The sequence below is a fragment of the Catenuloplanes sp. NPDC051500 genome, from assembly GCF_044454585.1.
Taxonomy (GTDB): Bacteria; Actinomycetota; Actinomycetes; order Mycobacteriales; family Micromonosporaceae; genus Catenuloplanes.
The window spans coordinates 1-26,357 of record NZ_JBITDX010000030.1; the positions used below are offsets into that span (position 1 = coordinate 1).

Genomic DNA, 26,357 nt, shown 5'->3' on the forward strand with positions numbered 1-26,357 from the left:
CCACCCAGCCTGGCGGCCCTGCCGATGATCTGCTCGGCTCTGCCCGGGTCGATGGCAGACGGGGCAGACAGGCCACACGAAACCCGACCACCGACGAAGCTTTACCAGCGAAGCTGACCTGCGCTTGCGGTTGCCCCGGAGCCGGAGCGCTCCCCCCGGAGGGCCGCCGGAGGCGAAAGAACCGCAGCCAACCCGCCTTACAGCACCCCACGCCGAACCCATGACCACCGAACTCGGCACTGACCTTCCACTTTCAGGCACTGAGTGCCCGACTCGCACCCCGTCCGTGAAACCTCAGTAACGCCCGGCCCGCTCCTTGGCCAGGAACTCGGTGAGGCTCGGACCGCCGGTCATGATCTCGCGTTGCCCGGAGTACGACGCCGGGTACTCCGTGTAGTACTGGAACATGTTGCCCAGCTCCACCGCGCCCGGAAACCCAAGCCCCCGGTACGCGTCATGGCTGAGCGGCTGGTATCCAACCTGCTCACCAAACGCCTCGCTCAGTGCCTCCGCGATCTCCGCCCCGGTGAGCGTGGAGGTCGCCACCCCCAGCGTCGCCCCGATCGTCTCGGCCGGGCGCCGGAACACGTCCAACACCGCCCGCCCGATGTCGTCCGAGGTGATGCCGGCCATCGGGGTGTCGCCGATCGGCAGGTGCAGCGCCAGGCGGCCGTCCTCGCCGCGTACCGGCCCGGCAGCGCCGAGCAGGTTGTCCCAGTAGAACGACAGCCGCAGGTAGGTCACCGGCAGCCCGGACGCGGCGAACAGCGCGTCTCCCTCGCCGCCCTTCACGTCGAAGTGCGGCACCCGGTAGCCGTCGATGACGGGTATCCGCCGGTCTGTCTCCGGGATGGCCGCGCGGGTGTCCTCGAGCGTCGACCAGACCACGTGCCGCAGCCCGGCCGCCTGCGCGGCGCTGACCATGTTCGCCATCTCGGCCAGGTCCGCGGCCGGCGACATGTGCTCCCAGTAGGGCGTGACCAGGAACGCGCCGTCCGTCCCGGCGAACGCCGCACGCAGGCTCGCCTCGTCGCCGAGGTCCGCCGCGACCACCTCCGCGCCCAGTTCCGCAAGTGCCCGTGCCTTCGTGGACGCGGGATCGCGGGTGATCGCCCGCACCTCGAACCCGCCGTCCGTGAGTAGTGCCCGTACCACCGCGCCGCCCTGTAGGCCTGTCGCTCCCACCACCGAAATCTTCATGTCACGAACCATAGTAGTCACCAATATTGACTATCAAGTTTAGTGACTACCGCGACAGTCATGTGACAGGGAACGGCGGCATTCTCTGTGGCATAGGCTCGATCCTCTACCGAGGAGCTCGATCCTCTACCGAGGAGAACGATGAAGGCCGAAGATCAGCGCGCCCTGCGGCTCATGTTCGTCACCTGTCACCCCGTACTGCCCGTCACCGCCCGGGTCGCGCTGACGCTCTCGCTCGTCAGCGACCTCAGCACCACCCGGATCGCGCACGCCTGCCGGGTCCCCGAGCAGACCGTCGCGCGCCGCATCCGCTCCGGGAAGCGCACTCTTGCGGCCGCCGGTGTCCCGTTCGCGCTGCCGGCCGGCCCCGAGCGCGCGGACCGGCTGCGCGCGGTCCTCGAGGTCGTCCAGCTGATCGTCAACCAGGGTGGTCTGCGGGCGGAGGCGCTGCGCCTCGGCCGGATGCTGGCCCAGATGCTTCCGGACGAGCCCGACGTGCACGCGCTGCTCGCCCTGATGGAGGCCACCCCCGGCCTTCCGGCCGACAACCTTCGCGGGGGTACGCTCCGCGACAGCGCCCTCGACTTCCTGGCCCCACGCGATGCGGGCACCCGGCGCTCCTACGCACAGACGCTTGACCGCCTTCGCCGCACGCTCGGCGACGACACCCCACTCACCGAGCTCACCGCGGACCGGATCGCCCGCGTCTGCCGCACCGCCTGGGGTGACGCCGCCCCCGCCACCTGGAACCGGCATCGCGCCGCCCTCCGCTCGTTCGCCACCTGGGCCGGCGCGCCCGCGCTCGCCGCCGGCCTGGAGCGCCGGGACGACACGCGCCCGCCCGCCGCGCCGACGTCCCGCGACACGCTTCTCGCGCTCCGCGATCACCCGCTTCGCGACCGCACGCTGTGGTTGCTGCTGCACGAGTCCGGCGCGCCCGTCCACACCGTCCTCGGCCTCGACGTGCAGGATCTCGACCTCGACGACCGCCACGCGCCCGGCCGGCAGGTCACCTGGCGCTCCGCCACCGCCCGCCTGCTCCCGGACCTGATCGGCGCCCGCACCCGTGGCCCGCTCTTCCTCACCGACCGGCGCCCCGGCCCGTCCCGCACCCCGGCGGACCCGGCCGACCTGTGCCCGGACACCGGACGCCGCCGTCTCTCCTACGAGCGGGCCGAGTACCTGTGCAAACGCGCGACAGGCGTCACGCTGAGCCGGCTACGCGGGTGACGACCGCATAGGGGCCGGAGTCACTGTGAGCCGGCCCGAGTCGTACGCGGCGGCGAACACCTCGACGCCAAGCGCGGCCTCGCACCGGCGGGTGAGCGCGCGGACCTGCGGATCCGTGCGGTCGTGTGCGCCGCGCAACCGGGCCGCGACACCGAGCAGCACCGCCGACTCGTGCGCCAGACCGCGCGCGGCGGCGATCTCGGCCTCCGCCACCGTCACAAGCGCCAGCACCGGCAGCTCCCGGGTCTCCACCGCGGCCGCCCGCGCCTCACGCAGCGCCCGGTCCGCGCCGGGCAGATCGCCCCGGGCCAGGCGGAGCGCGGCTCGTGCGCCGGCGGCCAGCACCCGCGCCACCCCCGCTCCGGCCGGCAGGCCGTCGTGCAGTGCATCCGCCCGGTCCAAGTCGTCGAGCAGCGCGCCCGCCCGGTCCAGGTCGCCGAGCCGTACCTGCAGCGCGGCCTCCTGCGCGTCCACGAGCGCCAGCATCTCCGCCGACGACGCGCGCAGCGCCCGCTCCCGGGCCGCCTGGAGCAGCTCGGACGCCAGTACGGTGTCGCCGCCCCGGATGTGCAGATCGATCCAGCGCAGGTCACTGTAAAGCTGGTCGCCGAGGCTCAGCGCGCCGAACCCGGCCGCGAGCGTCCGCGCCTCCTCCAGGTCGGCACGCGCGCCGTCCAGGTCGTCGTACCGCCGTAGCCGCGCCCGCATCGGCAGCACGGCGGCCCGCCCCCAGCCGTCACCGGCACGCAGGAAGAACGCCAGCGACGCGTCCACATGCACGCGCGCCCGGTCGAGCGCGCCCGCGTTCTCCGCCATCTCGGCAAGGAACATGTGGGCGAGCCCGGCCGGCCAGACCTCGGAGCCGTCCGCCAGGCGCGCGAAGGCGTTGAGCGCGGCCGGTTCGTCCTGCAGGAAGAGCAGGATCGGCCCGAAGAGGCGGTAGTGGCTCGGCAGCTCCGTGTGCGCCAGCAGGCGGCCGGCCAGCACGCGCATCTCCGCGCTGTCGTCCGCGGCCTCGCCCGTGGTGATCCCGGAGAGGAGGTCGGCCCGGTTCAACAGGACGATCGCGCGGGCACAGTCCCGCCCCGGCGTCTCACCACCGGGCACCGCAAGCGCCGCACCGAGCCAGTGGCCGCCGTCCAGGTGCCGCCCTGCCATCTGCCAGTACCAGGTCAGGCTCAGCGCGAGCGAGACCGCCCCGGGGGAGTCGCGCACGTCGCACAGGTGGCGCAGGGCCGCGAGCGTGTTGTCGTACTCGTCGCCGACCACCCGCAGCGCGGTCAGCTGGCCGGGTCCGCGCAGCTCCGGGTCGTGGCGGGCGATCAGCGCGGTGACATGTGCCGCGGCCAGATCGCGGACCGTGCCGAGCGCGCCGGACGCGGTCAGCCGCTCCACGCCGTACTCGCGGATGGTTTCGAGCATGCGGTACCTGCCCGGTGCGAGCTGCAGCAGCGACCGGTCGACGAGCGCGGCCAGCAGGTGCGGAATGTCGTCGGCCGCCACGCCGGTGCCCGCACAGACCGCCGCGGCCGAGGCGGTCGTCACGCCGCCGGGCAGGACGGAGATCCGCTCCGCGACCGTGCGCTCGTCCGCGTCGAGCAGCCCCCAGCTCCATGCGATGACCCCGCGCAGCGTGCGATGCCGGGCCGGCGCGGTGCGGTGGCCGGTGGTGAGCAGCCGGAACCTGTCGGACAGCCCGCCGGCCAGCGCGCTCAGCGACATCGTGCGCAGCCGGGCCGCCGCCAGCTCAAGCGCGAGCGGCAGCCCGTCCAGCCCGCGCACCACGCGCACGACGTCATCCACAGTGGACTCGTCGACGCGGAAGCCCGGTTGCACGGCCGCGGCGCGCGCGGCGAACAGCCGTACCGACGCGGCCCTGTCGGCCTCTGTGGCATTGTCGCCCGCGGCGGGCAGCGGCAGCGGGCCGAGCGGCACCAGCGACTCGCCGTCGATCGCGAGCGGTTCCCGGCTGGTGGCGAGCACGCGCAGCCCGGGGAAATGGGCCAGCGCCGCGGCGACCAGATGCGCGACCGCGTCGATCAGGTGCTCGCAGTTGTCGACAAGCAGCAGGCACTCCCGGCCCGCGAGCACGTCGAGTTCGTCCCCGCCGGCCCGCGACCTGGCATCGAACAGCGCACCCCCACGCAGCCCGATCCCGGCGAGCACCGCCCCGGCCACCTTGTCCGCATCCGTCACCGGAGCAAGATCAATCAAAAAGACGCCATCGGGGTACGCCCGTCCGCGCGCGGCTTCAATCGCCAGCCGCGTCTTCCCCGCCCCGCCAGGCCCGACCACTGTCACGAGTCGGCCGGCCCCAAGCAGCATCCCGACCCGGGCAAGATCGTCATCCCGGCCGATGAAGCTGGTCAGCGGCGCGGGGAGGCGAGAGGGGGTGGTTCGGCGAAAATCGGCTGTCGAAGGCCGGTCGGCTGCCGGCTCGGCGGGCCCGCTCCCGGAGCGAGTGCCCGCGAGGCTTGTGTCTGTAGCGCTTGTGCCCGCAGCGGTTGTGCCCGCAGTGCTTGTGCCCGCAGCGGTTGCCCCTGCAGTGCTTGCGCCCGCAGTGCTTGCGCCCGCAGTGCTTGCGCCCGCAGTGCTTGCGCCCGCAGTGCTTGCGCCCGCAGTGCTTGCGCCCGCAGTGCTTGCGCCCGCAGCGGTTGCGCCCGCAGCGCCTGCCCCTGCAGCGCCTGCCCCTGCAGTGCTTGCGCCCGTTGGGGTGTCGACTGTGCCGTGGGGCGGCAGTCCGAACTCCGCGTCCGCCGCCGCAGGGAACGGGTGCAGGAGGCGCAGGTGACGGTCCCGTAGTGCGGTGCCGGGGTCGGCGCCGAGCGCGTCGGCGAGCGCCCCGCGGATGCGCTCGTAGGCGGCGAGCGCCTCCGCCTGCCGCCCCTGCGCGGCAAGCGCGTCCATCAGCAGGGCCGCCGCCCGCTCCTGCACGGGATGCTCGGCCAGCAGTCCGGTCAGGCGTTCCTCGGCCGTCTCGGCCCGGCCCAGCGACAACTCGGCGCTCGCGAGGTCCACGACAGCCTCGACCGACAGCCGCGCCAACCTGGTGGCGACTGTGGGCGCGACCGCCGCGATGACCGCCGGTTCCGTGCCGACCGGGTCGCCCCATAACGTCATCGCCTCGGTGAGGCCGGCCGCCGCGGGCCGCGCGTCGCCCGCCCGCAACCGTTCCCGGCCCGCGGCGATGAGCTGTTCGAAGCGGAGCGCGTCCACCCGGGCCGGGTCCACCGCCAGCCGGTAGCCGCCTGTGACCTGCGTGATCGCCTCGGCTTCACCAAGCGCGCGACGCAGCCGTGAGACGAGAGTCTGTAGCGCGGCCGCGGGCCCGGACGGCGGTTCCGCGCCCCAGATCGCGTCGACGAGCACGCCCGGTTCGACCGCGCGCCCACCGGCTAGCGCGAGCCGCACGAGCAGTCCCTGCAATCGCGCACCCGGGACGGTCAGGACGATCTCGCCTCGCGTGGCCCGGAACGCGCCGAGCAGCGCGATACGCACCCGTGCATCCCGGTCCATTCCCCGATCTTCGCGCAGACGCCCGAAGGACCGCACGCCAGGGCTTCCTCCGGCCGCCCGCGTCGCTTGCGCCCGCTGTTCCGGGCGGCGCCGATTCTGCGAGGTCTGTGCCCGCTGTTCCGGGCGGCGCCGATCCTGCGAGGTCTGTTCCCACTCTTCCGGGCCGCGCCGATCCTGCAAGGTCTGTGCCCGCCCCGCCACCGCTGCTGCGCTGCACGCGGTTCTGTACATCGCGGTCGAACTCCTGCTCAGCAACATCTGAAGCACCGGCTCACGATGGCCCGCGTTCGTGGAAAGCCACCGGCCGACGTCAGTGCGGTGTTTGGGCCGTGTCAGTGGGCTGCCGCAGTCTTCCCTCGCTGCAACGCGGAACACCGATACGGAGGCACCAGATGACCGAGACGAACAATGGCAGCCGCGCGGCGGGGGCGGCGCTGATCGCTGGGGGAGGGGTCTTCTTCGCCGCCGAGTTCATTGCGGCGGCGGCGTGGACGGATCCGCCCTACAGCTACACGCATCATTTCATCAGCAACCTCGGCGTGCACGGACCGGTGACCGCGTTCGATCAGTTCATGTACTCGCCGCTCGCGTGGGTGATGAATACCGGCTTCATTCTGTTCGGCGTTCTTACGCTTGGCGGTGTCCTGCTGCTGCGAGGGCTGCCGGGGCGGCGCCGGGTGGTGATGATCGGGACGGCGGTGCTGCTCGCGGCCGGGGGAGTGCTCGTGGGGCTGTTCCCCGGGTCCGGTGACGACGGGACTGCCGATTACCACGGGCTGGGAGCGTTGCTGGCGTTCGTCTTCGGCAATGTGCTCGCGGTGCTGATCGGGCGTGCGCACCGGTTCCTCGGCATCACCCGCGGGCTGGGCCGGACGCTCGTGGCGTGCGGGGTTCTGGGCCTGCTGTCGATCGGGGCGTTCGCGGGCACGCTGGCGTCGGGTGCCGGCATCCTCATCGGCCTGGCAGAACGCGGCATCATCTACCCGTTCCTGATCGGATTCATCGTTGTGGGAGCGGCTCTGCAACGGCGTGTTCGAACCTGATCATCGCGTGTCAATCACCCGAAGTAGTGCAAGCGATACTCACAGCAATCTTTCAGGGCGGCTCGCTACGCTCCGTGGCGGTACAAAGTACTCCACAAGGGACGTACCGGCAAAGGGTTTCATGTCTTCATCACCGATTACGGAGGATCAATGCCGATCACCGCTGACCTGGCCAAGACGGTCGACAAGGCTTACCACGACGCGTCGCTTGCCGAGCTTGTCGATGCGCCGGTCGCCGCGCTCGCCGGGGTGAGCGAGGGGGACGCTGAGCTGCTGAAGAAGGCGTTCAACATCCGTACCGTCGGGGATCTGGGCCGTAGCCCGTATTTCCGGACCGCGGCCGCGCTTGTCGCGCTCACCTCCGCGAGCTGAACGGCCTGCCGCCGTGTCGTCCTGAGCGGCACGGCGGCAGGGGCGGCTACTTGACCGTCGCGCGCAGTTCCACGATCATCAATGCCTGCCGTGTCGACATATTTCGTCACTCGCCGGGAGCGTGCTGCAGTGGTCAAGCGGGAACGTCGATCCACAGTCCTCCGAGCCCTGATCGCCTCCCTCGCCCTGGCGGCCGTCATTCCATCGACCCCCGCCGAAGCAGCCCGCACTGAAGCAGCGCCCGCCGAAGCAGCGCCCGACAGTGCAGCGCTCGCCGCCACCGGCCGCTCGGCCGTCTACGGCGGCGGCCCGTTCTACAGCGGCGGCCAGCCGGTCATGGACACGCTGCGCGCCTCCGGCTTCACCACGGTCGTCCTCTGGGCGATCCACGTCCGCGCGGACACCGGCGACCTGTGGCTCAACGACGAGCGGATCATCGCGGACGGCGCCTACGTCGGCAATGCGGCCTGGCCCGACCAGTTGCGCACGCTGAAGCAGTCACCGACGTCGGTCAACCGGATCGAGGTGTCGGTCGGGTCGGCCGGGCCGGACGACTGGGGCGCGATCGACGGCCTAATCGACCGGACCGGCACCGGCTCGGGCAGCGTCCTCTACCGCAACTTCCAGACGCTCAGGACGATCACCGGCGCGGACGCGATCAACGATGACGACGAGCAGCATTACGACGTGGACAGCACCACCGCGTTCGCCCGCATGGTGATCGCGATGGGCTACCGGTTCACGCTTGTTCCGTACACAAATATGGCGTTCTGGCGCACGATCAAGACCAACCTCGGCGACGCGGTGGACCGGGTGTACCTGCAGGGGTACGCGGGCGGCGCCGGCAACAACCCCGCGACCTGGGCGAGCAGTCTCGGCATGCCTGTGGATCCCGGACTGTGGAGTCGGCACGGCACGAACTGCGCGTCCGGCGACAGCCCGGCCACCGTGGAGAGCCGCATGCGCTCCTGGCAGACGTCGGCCGGCATCCAGGGCGGCTTCATGTGGCTCTACGACGACATGCAGGCGTGCGCGGCGCAGGGTTCGCCCGCGGCATACGCCGCCGCGATCAACAACGCCACCGGTACGACCACGCCACCGGCCGTGCCGCCGGGACAGAACGTGGCAGTGAACCGGCCGGCGACCGGGTCCGCGTCGTGCACCACCGCGGAGACGCCGGCGAAGGCGGTCAACGGCACAGTCAACGGCGGCACCGCCGACAAGTGGTGCTCGCTCGCGGCCACCAAGTCATTGCAGGTGGATCTGGGCTCGTCCCGCGCGCTGAACGGGTTCGTCGTCCGGCACGCGGCGGCCGGCGGGGAGCCGTCGACCTACAACACCCGTGACTACGACGTGCAGACCTCGCAGGACGGCGTCAGTTGGCAGACCGTCGCGCAGGCGCGCGGCAACACGGCCGCCGTCACGGTCCACACGCTCTCTGCCACCGCGCGCTATGCCCGCCTCAGCATCATCACCGCGGAGCAGTCCGGGAGCGCGGCGGCCCGCATCTACGAGTTCGAGGTGTACAGCGGTTAGGTGGCGAGCGAGTCGAGTCGGAGCCGGAAGGGGGCCGCGGTCTACCCGGGCGGGGCGGGCCGCGGCCAGCGCGGAATCGTCAGCCCGTCCGGCACGTCGTCCGCGGAGGCGCTGTACCTGGCCATCGGCCCGGTTGTCGCCCACGCGAAGTAGTTGTGAAGCACCTCGGACACCGGCGGCGTGAGGCCCACGTCGGACAGCGCGAGGTCGAACGCCGCGATCGCCCGGCGGTCCATCTCCTCGTGCACGCCGTTGCCGCTGTGCATCCGTACCACGGAGGTCTCGTCGCCGAAGGCGCCGGTGTAGAGGGCCGGACCGCCGAGCGCTTCCGACCAGTACGCGGCGAGGCGCGCGCTGTGGTCCGGGTGGTGTCCATGGCTGAACGCGTGGCTGACCACCTCGTCCGCGAGCGCGCGGGTGTGCCAGGCGTGGGCCAGCCGCAGCAGGCCCTCGTGTCCGCCCGCGGCGTCGTATACAGAGGTCATGCCCTGATGATGTCGCAGATCGTCACCGGAATCGTCGCAGACGGAGGCTGTTCGCCACCACGAAGACTGAGGAGAACGCCATCGCCGCGCCCGCGATCATCGGGTTCAGCATGCCCGCGGCCGCGAGCGGCAGCCCGGCCAGGTTGTAGGCGAACGCCCAGAACAGGTTCCCCCGGATGATCGCCAGAGTGCGCCGGGACAGCCGGATCGCATCCGCGGCCGCACCCAGGTCCGCGCGGACAAGCGTCAGGTCGGCCGCCTCGATCGCCACGTCAGTGCCGGTGCCCATCGCGAGCCCGAGGTCGGCCTGCGCGAGCGCCGCCGCATCGTTCACCCCGTCACCCACCATCGCCACGATCTTGCCCTCGGCCTGGAGTTTCTTGACCGCGTCGACCTTTCCGGCGGGCAGCACCCCGGCGATTACGTCCGCGGCGGGGATGCCGACCTCGGCCGCGACCGCGCGCGCCACGGCCTCGTTGTCGCCGGTCAGCAGCACCGGCCGCAACCCGAGCCGCTTCAGCCGCGCGATGCCGTCCGCGCTTGTCGCCCTGACCCGGTCCGCGACCGCGAAGAGCCCGCGCGCCTGGCCGTCCCACCCGGCCACGACCGCGGTCCTGCCCTGCGCCTCCGCACGCTCACAAGCCTCCACAAGCGCCGGGGGTACGGCGAAGCTGCGCTCCTCGAGCAGCCCGAGGCGCCCCACCACGATCTCCCGTCCGGCGACCTCTCCCCGTACCCCCAGGCCGGGAATGTTGTGGAAGTTCGTCACCTGGGGCAGATCGGCCTGGCCGGACGCGATCGCCGCCCCGATCGGGTGCTCCGACGCGGCCTCGACCGCCGCCGCGAGCCGCGTCAACTCCCCGGGATCCTGACCGTCGGCGGGTACTGTCGCGGCCAGCGTCATCCGCCCCTCGGTGACCGTGCCGGTCTTGTCGAGCACGATCGTGTCCACCCGCCGGGTCTGCTCCAGCACCTCCGCGCCCTTGATTAGGATGCCGAGCTGGGCGCCGCGACCGGTGCCGACAAGCAGCGCGGTCGGCGTGGCCAGGCCCAGCGCGCAGGGGCACGCGATGATCAGCACGGCGACCGCGGCGGTGAACGCGGCGGTCCAGCCCGCGCCGGTCCCGACCCACCAGCCGAGCGTGCCGGCCGCGAGCGCGATCACCACCGGGACGAACACGCCGGAGATCCGGTCCGCCAGCCGCTGCACACCGGCCTTGCCCGCCTGCGCCTCCTCGACCAGCCGGGCCATCTGCGCCAGCCTGGTGTCCGCGCCGACCCGGGTCGCCCGCACGGTCAGCCGGCCGCCCGCGTTCACCGTCGCGCCGGTCACCGCGTCACCGGGGCGCACCTCGACCGGCACCGACTCGCCTGTCAGCATGCTCGCGTCCACGGCGGAGGTGCCGTCCTCGATCACGCCGTCCGTGGCGATCTTCTCTCCGGGGCGTACCACGAAGAGGTCGCCGGTTGTCAGGTCCTGCACCGGGATCCGGGTCTCCGCGCCGTTGCGGAGCACCGCCACGTCCTTCGCGCCCAGGTCCAGCAGCGCGCGCAGCGCCGCCCCGGCCCGCCGCTTGGACCGCGACTCGAAGTACCGCCCGGTCAGCAGGAACGTGGTGACGCCCGCGGCCGCCTCGAGGTAGATGTTGCCCGCGCCGTCGGACGGCCCGATGTCCAGCCGGAACGGGTGCGTCATGCCAGGCTCGCCGGCCGTCCCGAGGAACAGCGCCCACAGCGACCAGCCGAACGCCGCGATCGTGCCGAGCGACACGAGCGTGTCCATCGTGGCGGCGCCGTGCCGCAGGTTGATCGCCGCCGCCCGGTGGAACGGCCACCCGCCGTAGACCACGACCGGCGCCGCAAGCGTCAGCGAGGCCCACTGCCAGTAGGTGAACTGCCAGGCCGGAACCATTGCCAACAGGATCACGGGTACGGACAGCACCGCCGAGATGATCAGCCGGGTCTTGAGCGGGTCACCTGGTGGCGTCTCCACGGTCTCCGCCGCGGGCAGTGCCGCCGTGTAGCCGGTCTTCTCCACGGTGGCGATCAGGTCGTCCGCGTGCACGCCGCGCGCCACGGTGGCCGTGGCCTTCTCGGTGGCGTAGTTGACCGTCGCGGTCACGCCGTCCATCCGGTTGAGCTTCTTCTCGATCCGGTTGGCGCAGGCGGCGCAGGTCATGCCGCCGATCGCCAGCTCGATCCGCTGTGTCTCGGCCCCGCGTGTGTCAGCCATGCGTGTGCCCCGGCTCCCCGTGCTCGGTGGTGAGGGTGAACTCCGCGGTCCGGACCGTGCCGCCGTGCTTGAACTCAAGGAACAGCCGGTACGTGCCCGGCGACGGGAACTCCACGGTGAACGCGAGCTTTCCCGCCTCCGGATGGACGTGCAGGTACGCGAGGTCGCCGTCCCGCAGCGCGACCAGATGCCCGAGCGCGCCCAGGTACGGCTCCAGGCCGGCGACCGGCGCACCGTCCCGGCTGACAGTGGCCGTGAGCTGCGACTCCTCGCCCGGCGTGACGTCGCCGTCAAGCGTGACCGTGTAGCCGTCCACGGTGCTGACGAAGCCCGGCCCCGGCAGTTGTCGCGGCTGGTAGTCGCCAGGTGCGGGCACGTCCACGCCAAGCGTCAGCGGCTCGTCCCGCCCGGCCGGCTGGAAGTCCGCGAACACGCGGTAGCCGCCCGGCGCGGCGACCGCGAGCCGAACCTCCCAGGTGCCGTTTGCCGCCCGCTGCGGGTGCAGGTGCTGGTAGCCGGTCAGGTCGCGGCGGACCACGATCAGGTGGAGCTCGCGCTCGTGCGTAGTCGTGAACGCCGTGACCGTCTCCTCCGCCGGCCCGATGATCCGGAACCGGAACGGCTGCGCGCCGGTGCTGCTCAGCGCGTCGGTGAGCGGCGCCAGCCGGTAACCGTCCTGCGCGACCTGCAGACCGCCCGGGATTTTCGTGGAGCCGGCCGGCTCAGCGCCGTGCTGGTCAGCGCCGTGCTGGTCGGCGCCGTGTGCCGCCGGGCTCGGGCGCGCGTCAGGCCCGGCCGCCCGCCCGAGCCCGAGTGCCGCGCCGAAGACCGCCACCAGGCCCAAGCCGAACCCGGCCAGCCGTACCGGTGTGTTCACCATGGTCGGCACTCTACCCCCATACCCCCGGGGGGTACGAGGTGAGCCGCGCCGCATGTCCTGTTGCCGCCGCGTCATACCCCCAGGGGGTTGTATCATCCGTTCTCATGAGCAAAACCGCGCCGACCAGGGGCTACACCGCATCCAAGGGAGACCTCCAAGCGCGCCTGCGCCGCATCGAGGGCCAGGTCCGCGGCATCGAGCGCATGGTCGACGAGGACCGCTACTGCATCGACGTCCTCACCCAGATATCGGCGATCCAGGCGGCGCTCGACAAGGTAGCGCTGGGCCTGCTCGACGGCCACGCCCGCCACTGCATGCAGGAGGGCGCCGCCGACGGCCGCGCCGACGACATGGCCACCGAGATGATGGCCGCCGTCGGGCGTCTCATGAAGCGCGGCTGACCGCTGCCGTCAGGCCGCCGGTGTCGGACATCTGCACGCCGTCGATCCGTTCCACGACAGTCCAGCCGGCGGGTGGGGTGATAACCGGCCCGGTCACCAGCACCTCCGCCCCGGCGCCGGCGAGTGCGGCCAGATCCGCCCACGACTCCTCATCGGACAGATCTGCGAGTGCGTGGAAAGGGCTTGCCTCGGCCACGTACCGCGCCGCGGCGCCCGTGCGCTCCGCAAGACGGGCGTGCGGGCCGTGGACCAGCGATGCCCACACCGGGTTCTCAAGCATGGGAGAATTCTCCCGCGTCCGCCGACCCCGGTCTAGATCAACTTCGGGGGACGGCCGTTATGATCGGGCCGTGACAGAGCCGTTCGGATTCCTTCTCGCCTTCAGCGGCGACGACGCCGGTGACATCCGGTTCGCCCTCTCCGAGGGCGCCGACGCGCTGCGGTGGCGAGTGCTGCGGGACAGCGTGCGGACCACTGACGTCACCACCGCGCCCGCCCGGTCGGCGCTTGTGCAGAGCTCGGACGTGACGCGGCTGCACGCGGCCGGCGCGGTGCACACGTTCCGCTCGGAGAACGGCGTGCTTGTGCAGGAGCGCGACGGTGCGCTTGTCAAGCACGGCATCGGCGACGGCGAGTCGGCGATCGTGTTCGCCGGACTCGGTGGCCGCACCTGGTACCTGCTGGCCGCCACCGCGGGCGGCCTGCGCCCCTACGTCACCCGCAACCTGGCCGGCGGCGCCTGGCAGCCGGCCAGCCCGGACGGCATGCCCGCGGGCGTCCGGCGCGGTGGCGTGGTGACAGTGACCGAGGACGAGTTCAAGGACCTCGAGTCGCACGCCTGACCGTAGCCGTTGACCATCGCAGGCGTACCCGCCATGGTTGATTCATGGCTGTGGATGAGGACTGGTATGAGTGGCACCGGCCGTACGACGACCCGGGCTCGCCGCTCGCGGCCCGGCTCCTCGTCGTGCAACGCCACATCTCCGACTGGCTGGACACCCGCCCCGGTGAGCTGCTCACCTGTGTAAGCGCCTGCGCCGGCCAGGGCCGCGACCTGCTCGGCGTGCTCGAGTCGAGGCCGGACGCGCGCCGGGTCCGTGCCCGCCTGATCGAGTCCGACGCGCGCAACGTGGCCGCGGCCGAGGCCCACATAGCCCGCGCCGGGCTGACCGGCGTCGAGGTCCTCCGCGCGGACGCCGGCGACCTGGGCAACTACTCCGGTGCGATCCCGGCCGACCTGGTCCTCTTCGCAGGCGTGCTCGGCAACGTGACTGACGCGGACGCCCGGCGGTCGGTGGCCGCGTTCCCCGCGCTCTGTGCTGCCGGCGGCACGGTGATCTGGACCCGCACCCGCGCGGACCCGGACCTCACGCCCGCGATCCGCGGCTGGCTGTCCGGGGAGGGCTTCGAGGAACTCGCCTTCGAGGCCCCGCCGAACGCCACCTTCTCCGTCGGCGTCCACCGGCTGACCGTGCCACCGTCCGCGCTCACGTCCGGCCGCATCTTCACGTTCGTGCGCTGAGCCGCGCTGAGGCGCACTGAGGTGCGCTGCGCGCAATCCCAGAAGCTTGTTTTCCCACTCTGTGGGTGGTGCTGCCCGCATGCTCCCGCGGGCTCACCACCCGCCGTGGCCGGGAAGAGCCGGGCGGCTCAGTGCCGGCACTAGCTCAGTGCCGGCACTCGCTCATGGCGTCCGCGACGGCCGGGTCGTTCTCCAGATCGTCGGAGGCGGTGAATTTCCCGTTTGTGAAGCCCCAGCCCGGCGTCTCGCTCATGGTGGCGTCGATGCGGTAGAGGTTGCGGCCGTCGACGCAGCGCATGTACTGCGGCGTGAGCACCCTGCCGTCGATGTCGTGGCAGGCGGTGGCCGCCTTCTTGGCGTCGATGTTCTTACCGGGCTTGAAGATCTCCGCGCATGAGATGAAAAGGTCCGCCCCGCGGATCTCCTCCGCGGGCTTGGCTGCGGACGCCACCGGCTTACCGCAGGCAGAGGCCAGCAGAGCGGTGGCTATGAAGATCGTCGATCTAGCGGGGCGGCGCACGCGGACAATGGTGAGGTCAGCCGGGAGGCAAATCAAACGGGGCCGGCGGGCGTCACCCGTTCGGGTGTATAGAGGCCGCGCCGGCGGGCGGCGAGCCGGGTCAGGCCGAGCAGCGCGTCGATGCTCGGCGTGGCGATCCCGGACCGGACGCCGATCTCCCGTACGGCCGTGACCAGTGCGTCCAGTTCGATGGCGCGGCCGGCCTCCGCGTCCTGGAGCATCGAGGTCTTGAACGCGCCGAGCCGCCGGGTCACCCCGATCCGCTCCTCGGTGCTCTGCGTGATCGGCGTGCCGATCACGGCCCCGATCGCCGCCGCCTCGGTCATCACGCGCGTGATGAACGCGTTGACGAGCGGGTCGTCCAGGATCAGGTCCGCGGTCGCGCCGGTCAGCGCGGAGATCGGGTTCATCGTCATGTTGCCCCAGAGCTTGAACCACACGTCGCGCTGGATCGCGTCACTCACCGTGACCGTGAACCCGCCGGAGCGGAGCAGGCCGGCCGCCTGGTCCGCGCGCGGGGAGGCCACGCCGGACGGTTCACCGATGATCAGCTCGTCGCCCGCGGTGAGCAGCGCGTGGCCCGGCGCGGCCTGCCGGGCGGCGAGATGCACCACGCAGCCGAGCACCCGGTTCGGCGGCAGCGCCGCGGTGATCACGCCACCCGGGTCGGTCGCGTCAAGCACCGTGCCGTCGAGCGTGCCGCCGAAGCCGTGGAAGAACCACCACGGCACGCCGTTCAGTGCTGGGATCAGCACCGTGTCCGGCGTCAGCAGCGGCGCGAGCGCGGGTGCGAGTCCGGGCAGGTGGTGCGCCTTGACCGCGATCACCACCACGTCCTGGGGGCCGAGGTCGGCCGGATCCGCGCTCGCGGACGCGACCGGCGCGGCGTCGTCGTTCAGTCGCCAGCCGTGGGTGCGCAGCGCGTCGAGCGTCGCGCCGCGGGCGAGGGCCGAGACCGGCACCCCGGCCAGCGCGAGCCGCCCGCCGATCACGCCGCCGACCGCGCCGGCGCCGACCACGCAGACGTTCAGCACTCGATCACGTTCACCGCGAGGCCGCCGCGCGCGGTCTCCTTGTACTTGACCTTCATGTCCGCGCCGGTCTCCTTCATCGTCTTGATGACCTTGTCCAGCGAGACGTGGTGGCGGCCGTCGCCGCGCATCGCCATCTTCGCCGCGGTCACCGCCTTCACCGCGGCCATGCCGTTGCGCTCGATGCACGGGATCTGCACCAGCCCGCCGACCGGATCGCAGGTCAGGCCCAGGTTGTGCTCCATGCCGATCTCGGCCGCGTTCTCCACCTGGGCGGGCGTGCCGCCGAGCACCTCGGTCAGCCCGCCGGCCGCCATCGCGCACGCGGAGCCGACCTCGCCCTGGCAGCCGACCTCCGCCCCGGAGATCGACGCGTTCTCCTTGAACAGCAGGCCGATCGCGCCGGCGGCAAGCATGAACCGCACGATCCCGTCGTCGTCCGCACCGGGCACGAAGTTCTCGTAGTAGTGAAGCACCGCGGGGATGATGCCGGCCGCGCCGTTCGTCGGCGCGGTCACCACCCGGCCGCCGGCCGCGTTCTCCTCGTTCACCGCCATCGCGTAGACGGTCAGCCACTCCATCGCGTGCTCAAGCGGTGCACCTGCCACCCGCAGCTGGCGGGCGGTGGTCGCGGCCCGGCGGCGCACCTTCAGCCCGCCCGGGAGCAGGCCCTCGTTGCTGGTGCCGTTGCTGACGCACTCGCGCATCACCTGCCAGATGCCCAGCAGACCCGCCCGGATCTCCGCCTCGGTCCGCCACGAGGTCTCGTTGCGCATCATCAACGCGGAGATCGACAGACCGGTCTCCCGGGTCAACCGCAACAACTCGTCGCCGGTACGGAACGGGTGCCGCACCACCGTGTCGTCAAGCTTGACCCGGTCCGCGCCGGCCGCCTCCTCGTCGACAACGAAACCGCCGCCGACCGAGTAGTAGGTCTTCTCCAGCAGCGTGCCGCCGGTCTCGTCGAACGCGTGGAGCGTCATGCCGTTCGCGTGGTACGGCAGCGACCGCCGCCGGTGCAGCACCAGGTCCGTCCCCGGATCGAAGCGGATCTCGTGCGCGCCGAGCAGCGACAGCGTGCCGGTCGCGTGCACGCGCTGCACCCGCTCGTCCGCGGTGGCGATGTCGACCGTGTCCGGCGCGTCGCCCTCCAGCCCGAGCAGCACCGCCTTGGGCGTGCCGTGCCCGTGCCCGGTCGCGCCGAGCGACCCGAACAACTCCGCCCGCACGCTTACGGTGTGTGCCAGCAGGCCCTCGTCCTTGAGCCGGCACACGAACATCCTGGCCGCCCGCATCGGGCCGACCGTGTGCGAGCTCGACGGGCCGATGCCGACCGAGAAGAGGTCAAAGACCGAGATGGCCACGTTGTTTGTCTCCGTCAGGGTATGCCGGGTTACGTTTCCGCGGAGCCCGGTTGTGCCGGGTGATCCGTAGACACGGTATCCCGGGCGCGTTGATAGGTTCCCGGCTGATGCGCAACGTTGTCGTAGGGGATTCCCGGTCTTCGCCCGGTGAACTCCCGTCTGGGGGAGTCCGATGAGCAGGCCGGCCGTGAGGGTGGTCTCACCCACCGAGGACCGCAACCCGGCGACCGCGGAGATCGACCGGCTGGACACGCTCGGCGTGTTACGCCTGGTCAACGCGCAGGACGCGACAGTTGCCGGCGCGGTGGCGGACGCGTTGCCGCAGCTCGCCCGCGCTGTCGACCTCGCGGTGACGGCGCTGCGCGGCGGCGGTCGGGTGCACTACGTCGGCGCGGGCTCGTCCGGGCGGCTCGGCGTGCTTGACGCGGCCGAGATCCCGCCCACCTACGGCTTTCCGCGCGACCGGTTCGTGGCGCACCTGGCCGGCGGGCCGGCGGCGATGACCGCGGCGGTGGAGGAGGTCGAGGACGATCCGGCCCGGGGACGCGCGGACCTCGCCGTGGTGACCCGGCCGGACCTGGTCGTAGGTTTGGCGGCCTCCGGGCGTACCCCCTATGTCGCAGGGGCTTTCGACGCCGCGCGGGCCGCCGGCGTGCCGACCGTGCTGATCACCGCGAACCCTGGCGCGCCCCTCGTGGTCGACGTGCTGGTCTGCGCGGACACCGGGCCCGAGGCGATCGCCGGCTCCACCCGGATGAAGGCCGGGACGGCACAGAAGATGCTGCTGCACACGTTCTCGACCGCGGTGATGGTCCGGCTGGGCCGCACCTTCTCCAATCTGATGGTCGACGTCCGCGCCACGAACGCGAAGCTGCGCGGCCGGATGCTCGCCACGCTCGCGGAGGCGACCGGCGCGGACGAGCCGGAATGCCGGGCCGCGCTGTCGGCCGCGGACGGCGACCTGAAGGTCGCGATTACCGCGCTCCTTGCGGACGTCGACCCACCGGCGGCGCGCACCGCCCTGACCGCGTGCGGCGGGGTGGTCCGGGACGCGCTCACCCGACTCGGCCGGGCCTGACACCGGTGTCCGCCGGATCGGTCGTCGGGATCGACGTCGGCGGGTCGGGGCTGCGCGGGCGGGCCGTGCGTGGTGACCTGGTGGTCGCGGAGCTGTCGGTGCCGGGCCCGGTGCGGATCTCGGGAGAGTCGCTGGCGCCGAGGGTCGGCGAGCTGGTACGGGCGCTTGCCGGCGATGCGAGGTCGGTGGCGATCGGGTGCGCGGGGGTGGCCACGTTCGGCGCCGCGCTGCGGGATCCGCTTGTCGCCGCCGTGCCACAGACGGCGCGGGTGCTTGTCTGTTCCGACCTGCTCATCGCCTACGTCGGCGGGCTCGGGCTGACCGCCGCCGAGGTGACGGGTGACGGCGGCGCGGGCGTGGTGCTGGCGGCCGGGACCGGGGCGGTGGCGTTCGGCGGATCGGCGGCCGCGGGGTGGCGCCGGGCGGACGGCTGGGGGCACCTGCTCGGCGACGACGGCGGTGGCGCGTGGATCGGGCGGGCCGGGATGCGGGCGGCGTTGCGGGCTCGGGACGGGCGGCCGGGCGGGTCCGCCGTGCTGCTGGAGCTGCTGCTGGCGGGCGTGGGGGAGCCGTCCGCGGTGGTGGCGGAGCTGACCGGGCGGGCGGATCGGGCGGGGATGATGGCGGCCTTCGCACCCGCGGTGATCTCGGCGGCGGTGCGGGATCCGGTGGCGGCGGCGATCCTTGACCGGGCGGCCGGGCATCTCGCGGACACGGCCCGCGCGGTCGTGCGGCAGGCGTCCGCGGACCCGGCCCGGGCGGCAGGTGATCGCCCTTCCGCGGACACGGCGGGGGCGGCCGGTCGCCTCGCGCCGACTCTCCCCTCGCCGGGCGTCGTTGTCGTCGGCAACCTGGTACGTCCCGGTGGTGGACTCGCCGCGCGCGTCGAGGAGGCGTTCCGCGCCCGCGGCCTGACGCCGGGGCCGGCCGCCGGATCACCCGTGGACGGCGCGGTCGTGCTCGCCGCCACCCACGGTGCCGTCCCGGGCGCGCTCGCTGCTGCCGGTGCCCTGACCGTGCACCGATAGCGGAGATTTTCCGGAAATATCACCCAGGGCGGAGTTCGGGTCGACACCTGGATTCGTCGCCGTACCCCCTGGTGGATGGGGGTTGTCGGGAAGCCAACACCGTCCCATCCAGGGCGGACCCGGGACCGAACCTGCCCGTGGGACCAGCCACGTTTCTCGATGTGCAGGGGGATTTTCATGTCCACGACACTGCGGAGGTCAGCGGCAGCCACCGCCGCCGCGCTGATAGCCGGCACCGGGCTGAACCTGCTGGCGCCGCCCGCTGCGGACGCGTCAAGCCCTCGCGAGGCGCCGCTGATCGCGTCCGACCCGGCCGTGGATACCACCGACCTGTACGCGTTCACCAGCCCGGACCGGCCCGGCTTCGTCACGTTCCTCCTCACCGTGATGCCGTTCGAGGCGCCGGACGGCGGGCCGGACTTCTTCCCGTTCGCGACTGACGCCACCTACAACATCAAGGTCGACAACGACGGCGACGCCGAGCCGGACGTGACCTTCAGGTGGACGTTCAGCACCGACGACCGGCGTGGGAACTCGACGTTCCTCTACAACGACGGGCCGGTCACCGCGCTCGACGACGAGAACCTGCTGGTCCGGCAGTCGTACAAGCTCGAGGCGACGTTCGACGGCGGTCCGTGGCAGACCGCGGCCGCGAGCGCGCCGGTCGCGCCGTCCCGGGTCGGGAACGCGTCGATGCCCGACTACGGAAAGCTCCGCGACGCGGCCTCGGTCACGCTCGACGGCGGCTGGCGCATTTTCGCGGGCCAGGCGGACGACCCGTCCTTCCTTGACCTGCGCGTGTTCGACCTGCTCTACGGCGGTGACCTGAGCGAGACCGGCAACGACTCGCTTCGCGGCTTCAACGTGAACACGATCGCGCTCGAGGTGCCGTACATGGACGTCGCGCTCGGTCACGACGGCACGCGCAACCCGGTGATCGGCGCCTGGGCCACCACCGAACGCCCGAAGGTGCGCATCACCGGCGAGAACCGCGGCGTGACAGGCGAGACCGTGCAGGTGTCCCGGCTCGGCAACCCGCTGATCAACGAGATGATCGTGCCGGCCGGCCTGAAGGACACGTTCAGCGCGTCCAGGCCGGACCAGGACGCCGGGAATCCCGCGCTGGCCGCCCGGTTCAACGACCCCGAGGTGCCGCGGCTGCTACAGAAGATCTACAACATCCCCGCGCCCGCCACACCCCGCGCCGACCTTGCCGAGCTCTTCCTGACCGGGCTCACCACCAAGGCCGGCGGCCCGATCAGGACGGACCTGAACTCTCAGCTCGCCAACCCCGACGCCGACCCGGATGCGTTCCGCCCGTCCGAGATGCTGCGCCTCAACCTGAGCACGCCTGTCACCGCGCGACCGTCCCGACTCGGCGTGCTCGGCGGCGACCCGCAGGGCTTCCCGAACGGCCGCCGGCTCACCGACGACGTCCTGGACATCTCGCTTCAGGCGCTGGCCGGCGCCGCACAGACCGGGAAGCTCGTGGACGCGCTCGGCACCGGCGACCGGGTCGACGCGAACGACCAGGGCTTCTCCGGCACGTTCCCCTACGTGGCGCTGCCGAACACCGCGACCGTGTCGAAGTCCGCCGCCGCCGCACCCGCCGCCGACCAGGGCGCCGGCGCCGCGCTTGCCCCGGACCTCGCGGCACAGTCGTCGCCGCTCCGCCAGACCGTGCTGACCACCGCCGCGGCCGGGCTCGCGGGTGCCGCCGGCGCCGCACTTGTCGTCTTCGGCCTGCTCTGGCACCGCCGGCAGACCGCCGCCGCCACACCGGCCGTGCCGTTCACCCCCGGACGCGTCACCGGACAGGCGCCGGCCGAGGAACCCACACTGCCGCCGGCAAGCGATCCCTACACCGACAACTGACCACGCGCCAAGACTCAACCCTGCCCCATACGTGCCGCCACCCCGTCCAGAAGCAACTCCAGCGCCGCCGGAAACGCGCTCGCCACCATTTGCGTCGCCAGCAACGGCGCCGCCTCCGCGATGTGTGGATGCGTGGCCGACGGCAGCCGGGAATACGTCGAGCGCCACACCTCCTCCTCCGCCAGCAGCGCCGCGTTCGGCAGGGCAAGCGACGCCGCATCCAGCGCCGCGAAGGCGAGCGTCTGATCGATGAACGCGTGATAGACCCCCACCGCCTGCGGCACCGGCAGCCCGGACGCGCGCAATACGGTCAGCACCGCCTCGTCCGCGGCCAGCTCGTTCGCCCGCCCGGTCACCCGGCTGGTCGTCAGGACCGCCGCCTGCGGGTGTGCCACGTATGCCGCGTGGATGCGCAGCCCGAGCATGCGCAGATCGTCCCGCCACGAGCCGGTCGGCCGCCACCCGTGCAGCGCCTGCCCGATGAGTGTGTCGCCGATCGCGAGCGTCAGCTCGTCCATGCCGCGGAAATACCGGTACAGGGTGCTCGGGTCGCAGTCGAGCGCCAGTCCGAGGCGCCGCGCCGTCAAGCCGGCCGCCCCGTGCTCTCTGAGCAGCCGTAATGCGGTATCCACGATGATCTGCTCGGACAGGACCTTGCCGCTGCGGGTCGGTCTGCGCCGCCGCCGCTTCTCCTCGGGGACTACCGCCTTGGGCACCGGAATCTCCCGCCCTCTTATGCCAACACAGTTGACCTTACGCGCGCGGCAAGCGTTTGATCAGCGACGGGGCCCCGCAACATTGACACCGGTTCGATTGGAGTCTCTCCCCCATGCGTGTCCTGCTGATGGGTGCAGGCGGTGTCGGCACGGCGATCACCCGGATCGCCGCCCGGCGAATGTTCTTCGATGAGATGGTGGTGGCCGACTACGACCTCGGCCGGGCGCAGGCGGCGGTGCACGCGGTCGGTGACGCGCGCTTCACTGCGGAGCGGGTCGACGCGGGTGACTCGGCGGCGATCGTCGCGCTCATCCGGCGTACCCGGGCGGATGTGCTTGTCAATGCCGTTGATCCTCGGTTTGTGATGCCGTTGTTCGAGGCGGCGCGGGTGGCCGGCGTGACCTATCTGGACATGGCGATGTCGCTGTCCCGGCCGGACCGTGACAGCCCCTACACGCGGTGCGGCGTCAAGCTCGGCGACGCGCAGTTCGCGCAGTCCGGCGCGTGGACGGAGAACCTGGCGCTTGTCGGCATGGGTGTCGAGCCGGGGCTGTCCGACGTGTTCGCACGGCATGCGGCGGACGAGCTGTTCGACGAGATCGACGAGATCGGCGTGCGCGACGGTGGGAATCTGACAGTCGACGGGCACGAATTCGCACCGTCGTTCAACATCTGGACCATGATCGAGGAGTGCCTGAACCCGCCTGTGGTCTGGGAGCGTGGCCGCGGCTGGTTCACCACCGCGCCGTTCAGCGAACCGGAGATCTTCGACTTCCCCGAGGGCATCGGGCCGGTGCAGTGCGTGAACGTGGAGCACGAGGAGGTGCTGCTGATCCCGCGCTGGGTGCCGGCCCGCCGGGTCACGTTCAAGTACGGCCTCGGCGAGGAGTTCATCCGCACGCTCAGGATGCTGCACCAGATCGGCCTGGACCGCACCGAGGGCATCATCGTCCCCGGCCCGCACGGCCCGGTCACCGTCTCCCCGCGCGACGTGGTCGCGGCAGCGCTTCCAGACCCGGCCACGCTCGGCGCCCGCATGCGCGGCAAGACCTGCGCCGGCACCTGGATCCGCGGCACGTTCCGCGGCGCGCCGCGCGAGGTCTACCTCTACCACGTGGTCGACAACGAGTGGTCGATGTCCGAATACGGCTGTCAGGCGGTCGTCTGGCAGACCGCGATCAACCCGGTCGTCGCGCTCGAGCTGATCGCGGCCGGCACCTGGACCGGCACCGGCGTGCTCGGCCCGGAGGCGTTCCCGGCCCGCCCGTTCCTCGACCTCCTCACCGCCTACGGCTCCCCGTGGCGGCTGCGCGAACTCCCGGCCGCGACGCCTCTCCCTGCGGCGGCCTGACAACCCACGATCAAGAGCCGGCTTTCCCGGTCCCGGCGTGGTGCGGCCCGTCGCTCCCGCGGGCACCGGTCGTCGCCAGGGCTCCTCCCTGCCGGCCCCGCGGCTGGTCCCGAAAAACCGTCGCGGGCTGGAGCCGGCGGGCCTGGAGACGAACGCCGGGTTCGCCGAAAAGTAGCGGGGGCGGTGCGGGAAAGGTTCAGTTACCCGTGCCGGAGGCCGATACGGCGGCCATGTCCAACTCCCCGGAAGGTGCTCGCCTCGCGCGCACCGTACACGTGGGCCGCCAGGCCATCCTCGACCGCGAGCGGGCGGTCATCGGCCACGAGCTGCTGTTCCGCCGCAACTCCACGGCCCTGGAGGCGACCCACCGTGACTCGGGCGCGACCAGTCAGGTGATCGTCACCTCGATGACCGACATCGGGCTGGAGTCGCTTGGCGGCGGCGGCAGGTGCTTCCTGAACATGACGCGTGAGTTCGTCACCGGCGCGCTGCCGCTGCCGTTCGGGCCGGAGAAGGTGGTGCTGGAGATCCTGGAGACGATCGACGTCGACGACGAGGTGGTCAACGGCGTCCGCCACCTGGTCAACGAGGGGTACGAGGTCGCGCTCGACGACTTCATCCCGGGCACCGGCGCCGACCGCCTGCTGCCGCTGGCCACCTACGTGAAGGTCGACGTGCTGGAGTCGTCCCGCGACCTCATCCTTGAGACGCTCGCGCTGTGCCGGGAGTACCCGCACGTCAAGGTGATCGCGGAGCGGGTGGAGAACGACGAGCACATGGAGTTCGCGCTTGATGCCGGGTTCGACGGCTTCCAGGGCTACGCGGCCGCCCGCCCGGAGGTCGTCTCCGCGGCCGCGCTCCCGGCGCCCCGGCTGCGCGGCATGGAACTGCTCGGCATGCTCGTCGACAACAACCTGCCGGCCTCCCAGGTCAACTCGCTGATCACCTCGGACGCCACGCTGTCGATGCGGGTCCTGGCCGCCGCGAACGCGGACCCGCTGGGCCTGCCCGTGCAGGTCAAGTCCGTGCAGGAGGCGATCCTGCTGCTCGGCGAGGAGCGGCTGCGGGACTGGACCACGCTGATGCTTGCCGGCGACACGGTCGGCGACGAGGACGTGCCGCGCCAGACGCCCGCCGGGCTGGGCCGGGCGCGGATGGCGCAGAACCTGGCCCGCCGGCTGAACCTGCCGGCGGACGAGGCGTTCGCGGTCGGGCTGGTGTCGTCCGCCGCGGAGGTGCTGGGGACGACCCCGGGCGAGCTGGCGCCGCGGCTGTCGCTGAACGCGGAGCTGACCGACGCGCTCACCGACGGCAGCGGCGCGCTCGGCAACCTCCTCGGCCTGATAACCGCCTACGAGGTGATAGATCCGCCTACGTCGTCATGACACGGGAGTGCAGCGCGGTCACGGCAGCACGGGCGGAGACGAGCGCGCCGTGCTGCCAGGCGACCGCGTGGCTGAGCCAGTCCCCGGCGAAGTAGACCCTCCCGGCCGGCCGGAGCAGCAGGTCGTAGCCGGGCGTGCCGTACGGCGGGCCGGTCCACGCGCCCTCCAGGTACGGCACCTTCTGCCACGCGACAGAGAACGACGACGCGAGATCCTGCCGGTACCGCTCGCCGTGGATCCTCGCGCCCTGGGTGAGCGCGCGTTCCAGCCGCTCCGGGTGGGTGAGCGCGCCGTACGACACCGCATTCGCCCCGGTGTTGTAGTAGCCGACGATCACGCCGCGCCGCCCGTGGTAGCCGTACGACGGGTACCAGACGTGCGCGAGGTCCAGGTCGGTCTCGGTGATGCCGCCGTAGATGCCGAGCTCGTTCTCCCACCACCTGCCGCGGTACTCGAGGCCGATCTTCCCGGACGCGGTCACACCGAACGTGCCCAGCGCCGCGGTGACGTCCGTGCCGAGGTTGTGCGGCACCCGGGCCATCAGGTGCGGCGGGAGCGTGGCCACGCAGAAGTCGGCGGTGATCTGCGCGGGCCGGCCCGCGCGCGTGTAGGCGACGGTGACGCCGCCCTCGGTCGTGGTGACAGAGGTGACGGCCGCGCCGAGCACCACCCGCCGGGCACCGATCGCACCCACGAGCGCGCGCGGGATCGCGTCCATGCCGCCGACCGGCTGGAACATGAGCATCGCCTGGTCGTAGCCGAACTCGAAGCTGAAGTAGCGGCCCGCGCCGGAGGCCAGCACGTCGGAGAGGGCGGGTGGCGCGCCGAGCGGCGTCCCGGCGTCGTTGCCCGCGCCGGGGTCGGAGGCATACCCCCGCCGGCTCGTGCCCTGGTAGGCGCCGCCGGTGAGCGCGCCGAAGCCGCTCAGGAAGGACACCAGGCGCGCCTTGTCCTCCGCGGTGAGCGTGGCGTCAAGCGCACCCTGGTTCGTGGCCTTGGTGAGCAGCTCCGCGACGTACCCGTAGAAATCCGCCTTTGCCGTGCGGTAGCGCACCGGCGCGCTCATGCCGGCGTTGTAGATCAGCGCGTCCGCGTTGCTGTTCGTGAAGACCTCGATCGGCACGCCCAGCTCGCGGCAGTAGTCGAGCGTCACCATCCACTGGGCGAGCCGGGCCGGGCCCGCGTTGAGGTACTGCCCGCCGGAGAACGTGGACCGCTGGGTGTGCCCGTCCAGGTCCGTCTCGGTGTCGCCGCCGCGGATCGTCCGGTTGCGGCCGCCGGCCACCTCCCGCGCCTCCAGGACCGTGCAGTCGTAGCCGGCCTTGCCCAGCTCGTAGGCGGTGGCCAGCCCGGCGACGCCGCCGCCGAGCACCACCACCCTCTTCGCGGCGCGCCCGGTAAGCGTGAAGTCGCCGGGGCTCGGCGCCCGGTAGGCAGGGGTGGCCGCGTGCGCCGCGTCCGGCGCCAGGCCGAGCGCCCCCATCGTGGCGAACATGGCGCCCGCCCCGCCGGAGACGCCGACGGCACGCAGGAAGTCTCGTCTCGTCGTCATTCCGGGAGTCTGCGAGCGCCGCATTGCGTGAACCAGAT

General features: G+C 72.1%; 23 protein-coding genes. 12 read left to right on the top strand and 11 right to left on the bottom strand.

The genetic code is table 11. The annotated features are described in order from the left end of the window. Positions 1-294 precede the first annotated feature (294 nt). Positions 295-1,200: an NmrA/HSCARG family protein gene (locus ACIA8K_RS36780; protein WP_396067982.1), complete on the bottom strand. Its 906-nt coding sequence runs from the start codon at positions 1,198-1,200 to the stop codon at positions 295-297. A gap of 141 nt (positions 1,201-1,341) precedes the next feature. Here ACIA8K_RS36780 and ACIA8K_RS36785 point away from each other — a divergent pair, with 141 nt between their 5' ends. Next, positions 1,342-2,430, top strand: a complete 1,089-nt coding sequence (locus tag ACIA8K_RS36785) for a site-specific integrase (RefSeq protein ID WP_396067984.1) — start codon at positions 1,342-1,344, stop codon at positions 2,428-2,430. Here ACIA8K_RS36785 and ACIA8K_RS36790 read toward each other — a convergent pair. Next, positions 2,419-5,946: an AfsR/SARP family transcriptional regulator gene (locus ACIA8K_RS36790; protein ID WP_396067986.1), complete on the bottom strand. Its 3,528-nt coding sequence runs from the start codon at positions 5,944-5,946 to the stop codon at positions 2,419-2,421. The genes ACIA8K_RS36785 and ACIA8K_RS36790 overlap by 12 nt on opposite strands. Positions 5,947-6,338: 392 nt before the next feature. On the opposite strand from ACIA8K_RS36790, the gene ACIA8K_RS36795 reads away from it, so the two are divergent. The 3 genes from ACIA8K_RS36795 to ACIA8K_RS36805 all read left to right on the top strand — a co-directional run bounded on the left by ACIA8K_RS36795 (position 6,339) and on the right by ACIA8K_RS36805 (position 8,897). After that, entirely contained in the window at positions 6,339-6,989 is a 651-nt protein-coding gene (locus ACIA8K_RS36795; RefSeq protein WP_396067988.1) for a DUF998 domain-containing protein, read from the top strand. A gap of 150 nt (positions 6,990-7,139) precedes the next feature. After that, on the top strand, positions 7,140-7,361 hold the full coding sequence (locus ACIA8K_RS36800; RefSeq protein WP_396067990.1) for a hypothetical protein: 222 nt from the start codon (positions 7,140-7,142) through the stop codon (positions 7,359-7,361). 90 nt (positions 7,362-7,451) lie between these two features. Next, the gene (locus ACIA8K_RS36805; protein WP_396067992.1) at positions 7,452-8,897 is read left to right on the top strand and encodes a discoidin domain-containing protein; all 1,446 of its coding nucleotides are present in this window, start codon (positions 7,452-7,454) and stop codon (positions 8,895-8,897) included. A gap of 41 nt (positions 8,898-8,938) precedes the next feature. Here the strand turns inward: ACIA8K_RS36805 and ACIA8K_RS36810 are convergent, their stop codons facing one another. The 3 genes from ACIA8K_RS36810 to ACIA8K_RS36820 are packed head-to-tail and all read right to left on the bottom strand — an operon-like array spanning position 8,939 to position 12,495. Next, positions 8,939-9,382, bottom strand: a complete 444-nt coding sequence (locus tag ACIA8K_RS36810; protein WP_396067994.1) for an oxidoreductase — start codon at positions 9,380-9,382, stop codon at positions 8,939-8,941. Positions 9,383-9,404: 22 nt separating this feature from the next. Further along, positions 9,405-11,615, bottom strand: coding sequence for a heavy metal translocating P-type ATPase (locus tag ACIA8K_RS36815; protein WP_396067996.1), 2,211 nt, complete (start codon positions 11,613-11,615; stop codon positions 9,405-9,407). After that, positions 11,608-12,495, bottom strand: coding sequence for a hypothetical protein (locus ACIA8K_RS36820; protein WP_396067998.1), 888 nt, complete (start codon positions 12,493-12,495; stop codon positions 11,608-11,610). The genes ACIA8K_RS36815 and ACIA8K_RS36820 overlap by 8 nt, the downstream gene beginning before the upstream one ends. Before the next feature lie 104 nt (positions 12,496-12,599). Here ACIA8K_RS36820 and ACIA8K_RS36825 point away from each other — a divergent pair, with 104 nt between their 5' ends. After that, the gene (locus ACIA8K_RS36825; protein WP_396068000.1) at positions 12,600-12,896 is read left to right on the top strand and encodes a metal-sensitive transcriptional regulator; all 297 of its coding nucleotides are present in this window, start codon (positions 12,600-12,602) and stop codon (positions 12,894-12,896) included. Here ACIA8K_RS36825 and ACIA8K_RS36830 read toward each other — a convergent pair. Then, positions 12,880-13,176, bottom strand: a complete 297-nt coding sequence (locus tag ACIA8K_RS36830; RefSeq protein ID WP_396068002.1) for a hypothetical protein — start codon at positions 13,174-13,176, stop codon at positions 12,880-12,882. The genes ACIA8K_RS36825 and ACIA8K_RS36830 overlap by 17 nt on opposite strands. Positions 13,177-13,246: 70 nt before the next feature. On the opposite strand from ACIA8K_RS36830, the gene ACIA8K_RS36835 reads away from it, so the two are divergent. Together ACIA8K_RS36835 and ACIA8K_RS36840 are read left to right on the top strand one after the other, a co-directional pair. Next, the gene (locus ACIA8K_RS36835; protein WP_396068004.1) at positions 13,247-13,738 is read left to right on the top strand and encodes a hypothetical protein; all 492 of its coding nucleotides are present in this window, start codon (positions 13,247-13,249) and stop codon (positions 13,736-13,738) included. 44 nt (positions 13,739-13,782) lie between these two features. Then, a complete protein-coding gene (locus ACIA8K_RS36840) occupies positions 13,783-14,418 on the top strand; it encodes an SAM-dependent methyltransferase (protein WP_396068006.1) in 636 nt (211 codons plus the stop codon). 145 nt (positions 14,419-14,563) lie between these two features. Here ACIA8K_RS36840 and ACIA8K_RS36845 read toward each other — a convergent pair whose 3' ends face one another. From ACIA8K_RS36845 to ACIA8K_RS36855, 3 genes are read right to left on the bottom strand one after another with little or no spacing between them, the layout of a single operon-like run. Then, a complete protein-coding gene (locus ACIA8K_RS36845; RefSeq protein ID WP_396068008.1) occupies positions 14,564-14,938 on the bottom strand; it encodes a hypothetical protein in 375 nt (124 codons plus the stop codon). 32 nt (positions 14,939-14,970) lie between these two features. Then, positions 14,971-15,972 (bottom strand): 2-dehydropantoate 2-reductase, encoded by a 1,002-nt coding sequence (locus tag ACIA8K_RS36850; protein ID WP_396068010.1) that lies wholly within the window; start codon positions 15,970-15,972, stop codon positions 14,971-14,973. Next, complete coding sequence (locus ACIA8K_RS36855) at positions 15,966-17,333, bottom strand: L-serine ammonia-lyase (RefSeq protein ID WP_396068012.1); 1,368 nt, start codon at positions 17,331-17,333, stop codon at positions 15,966-15,968. Before ACIA8K_RS36855 ends, ACIA8K_RS36850 begins: the two co-directional genes overlap by 7 nt. 172 nt (positions 17,334-17,505) lie before the next feature. Here ACIA8K_RS36855 and ACIA8K_RS36860 point away from each other — a divergent pair, with 172 nt between their 5' ends. From ACIA8K_RS36860 to ACIA8K_RS36870, 3 genes are all read left to right on the top strand, one after another. Then, positions 17,506-18,411, top strand: coding sequence for an N-acetylmuramic acid 6-phosphate etherase (locus tag ACIA8K_RS36860; protein WP_396068014.1), 906 nt, complete (start codon positions 17,506-17,508; stop codon positions 18,409-18,411). Positions 18,412-18,416: 5 nt separating this feature from the next. Continuing rightward, positions 18,417-19,439, top strand: coding sequence for a BadF/BadG/BcrA/BcrD ATPase family protein (locus ACIA8K_RS36865; protein WP_396068016.1), 1,023 nt, complete (start codon positions 18,417-18,419; stop codon positions 19,437-19,439). A gap of 177 nt (positions 19,440-19,616) precedes the next feature. Further along, positions 19,617-21,314 (top strand): DUF4331 domain-containing protein, encoded by a 1,698-nt coding sequence (locus tag ACIA8K_RS36870; RefSeq protein WP_396068018.1) that lies wholly within the window; start codon positions 19,617-19,619, stop codon positions 21,312-21,314. 14 nt (positions 21,315-21,328) lie between these two features. Here ACIA8K_RS36870 and ACIA8K_RS36875 read toward each other — a convergent pair whose 3' ends face one another. Further along, positions 21,329-22,030, bottom strand: coding sequence for a TetR/AcrR family transcriptional regulator (locus tag ACIA8K_RS36875; protein ID WP_396068020.1), 702 nt, complete (start codon positions 22,028-22,030; stop codon positions 21,329-21,331). Positions 22,031-22,143: 113 nt separating this feature from the next. Here ACIA8K_RS36875 and ACIA8K_RS36880 point away from each other — a divergent pair, with 113 nt between their 5' ends. Together ACIA8K_RS36880 and ACIA8K_RS36885 are read left to right on the top strand one after the other, a co-directional pair. Beyond that, the gene (locus ACIA8K_RS36880) at positions 22,144-23,382 is read left to right on the top strand and encodes a saccharopine dehydrogenase family protein (protein ID WP_396068022.1); all 1,239 of its coding nucleotides are present in this window, start codon (positions 22,144-22,146) and stop codon (positions 23,380-23,382) included. A 206-nt stretch (positions 23,383-23,588) separates the two neighbouring features. Next, entirely contained in the window at positions 23,589-24,767 is a 1,179-nt protein-coding gene (locus ACIA8K_RS36885) for an EAL and HDOD domain-containing protein (RefSeq protein WP_396068024.1), read from the top strand. On the opposite strand, the gene ACIA8K_RS36890 is transcribed toward ACIA8K_RS36885, so the two are convergent. Beyond that, positions 24,754-26,319: a flavin monoamine oxidase family protein gene (locus tag ACIA8K_RS36890; RefSeq protein WP_396068026.1), complete on the bottom strand. Its 1,566-nt coding sequence runs from the start codon at positions 26,317-26,319 to the stop codon at positions 24,754-24,756. The genes ACIA8K_RS36885 and ACIA8K_RS36890 overlap by 14 nt on opposite strands. Positions 26,320-26,357: the final 38 nt, after the last annotated feature.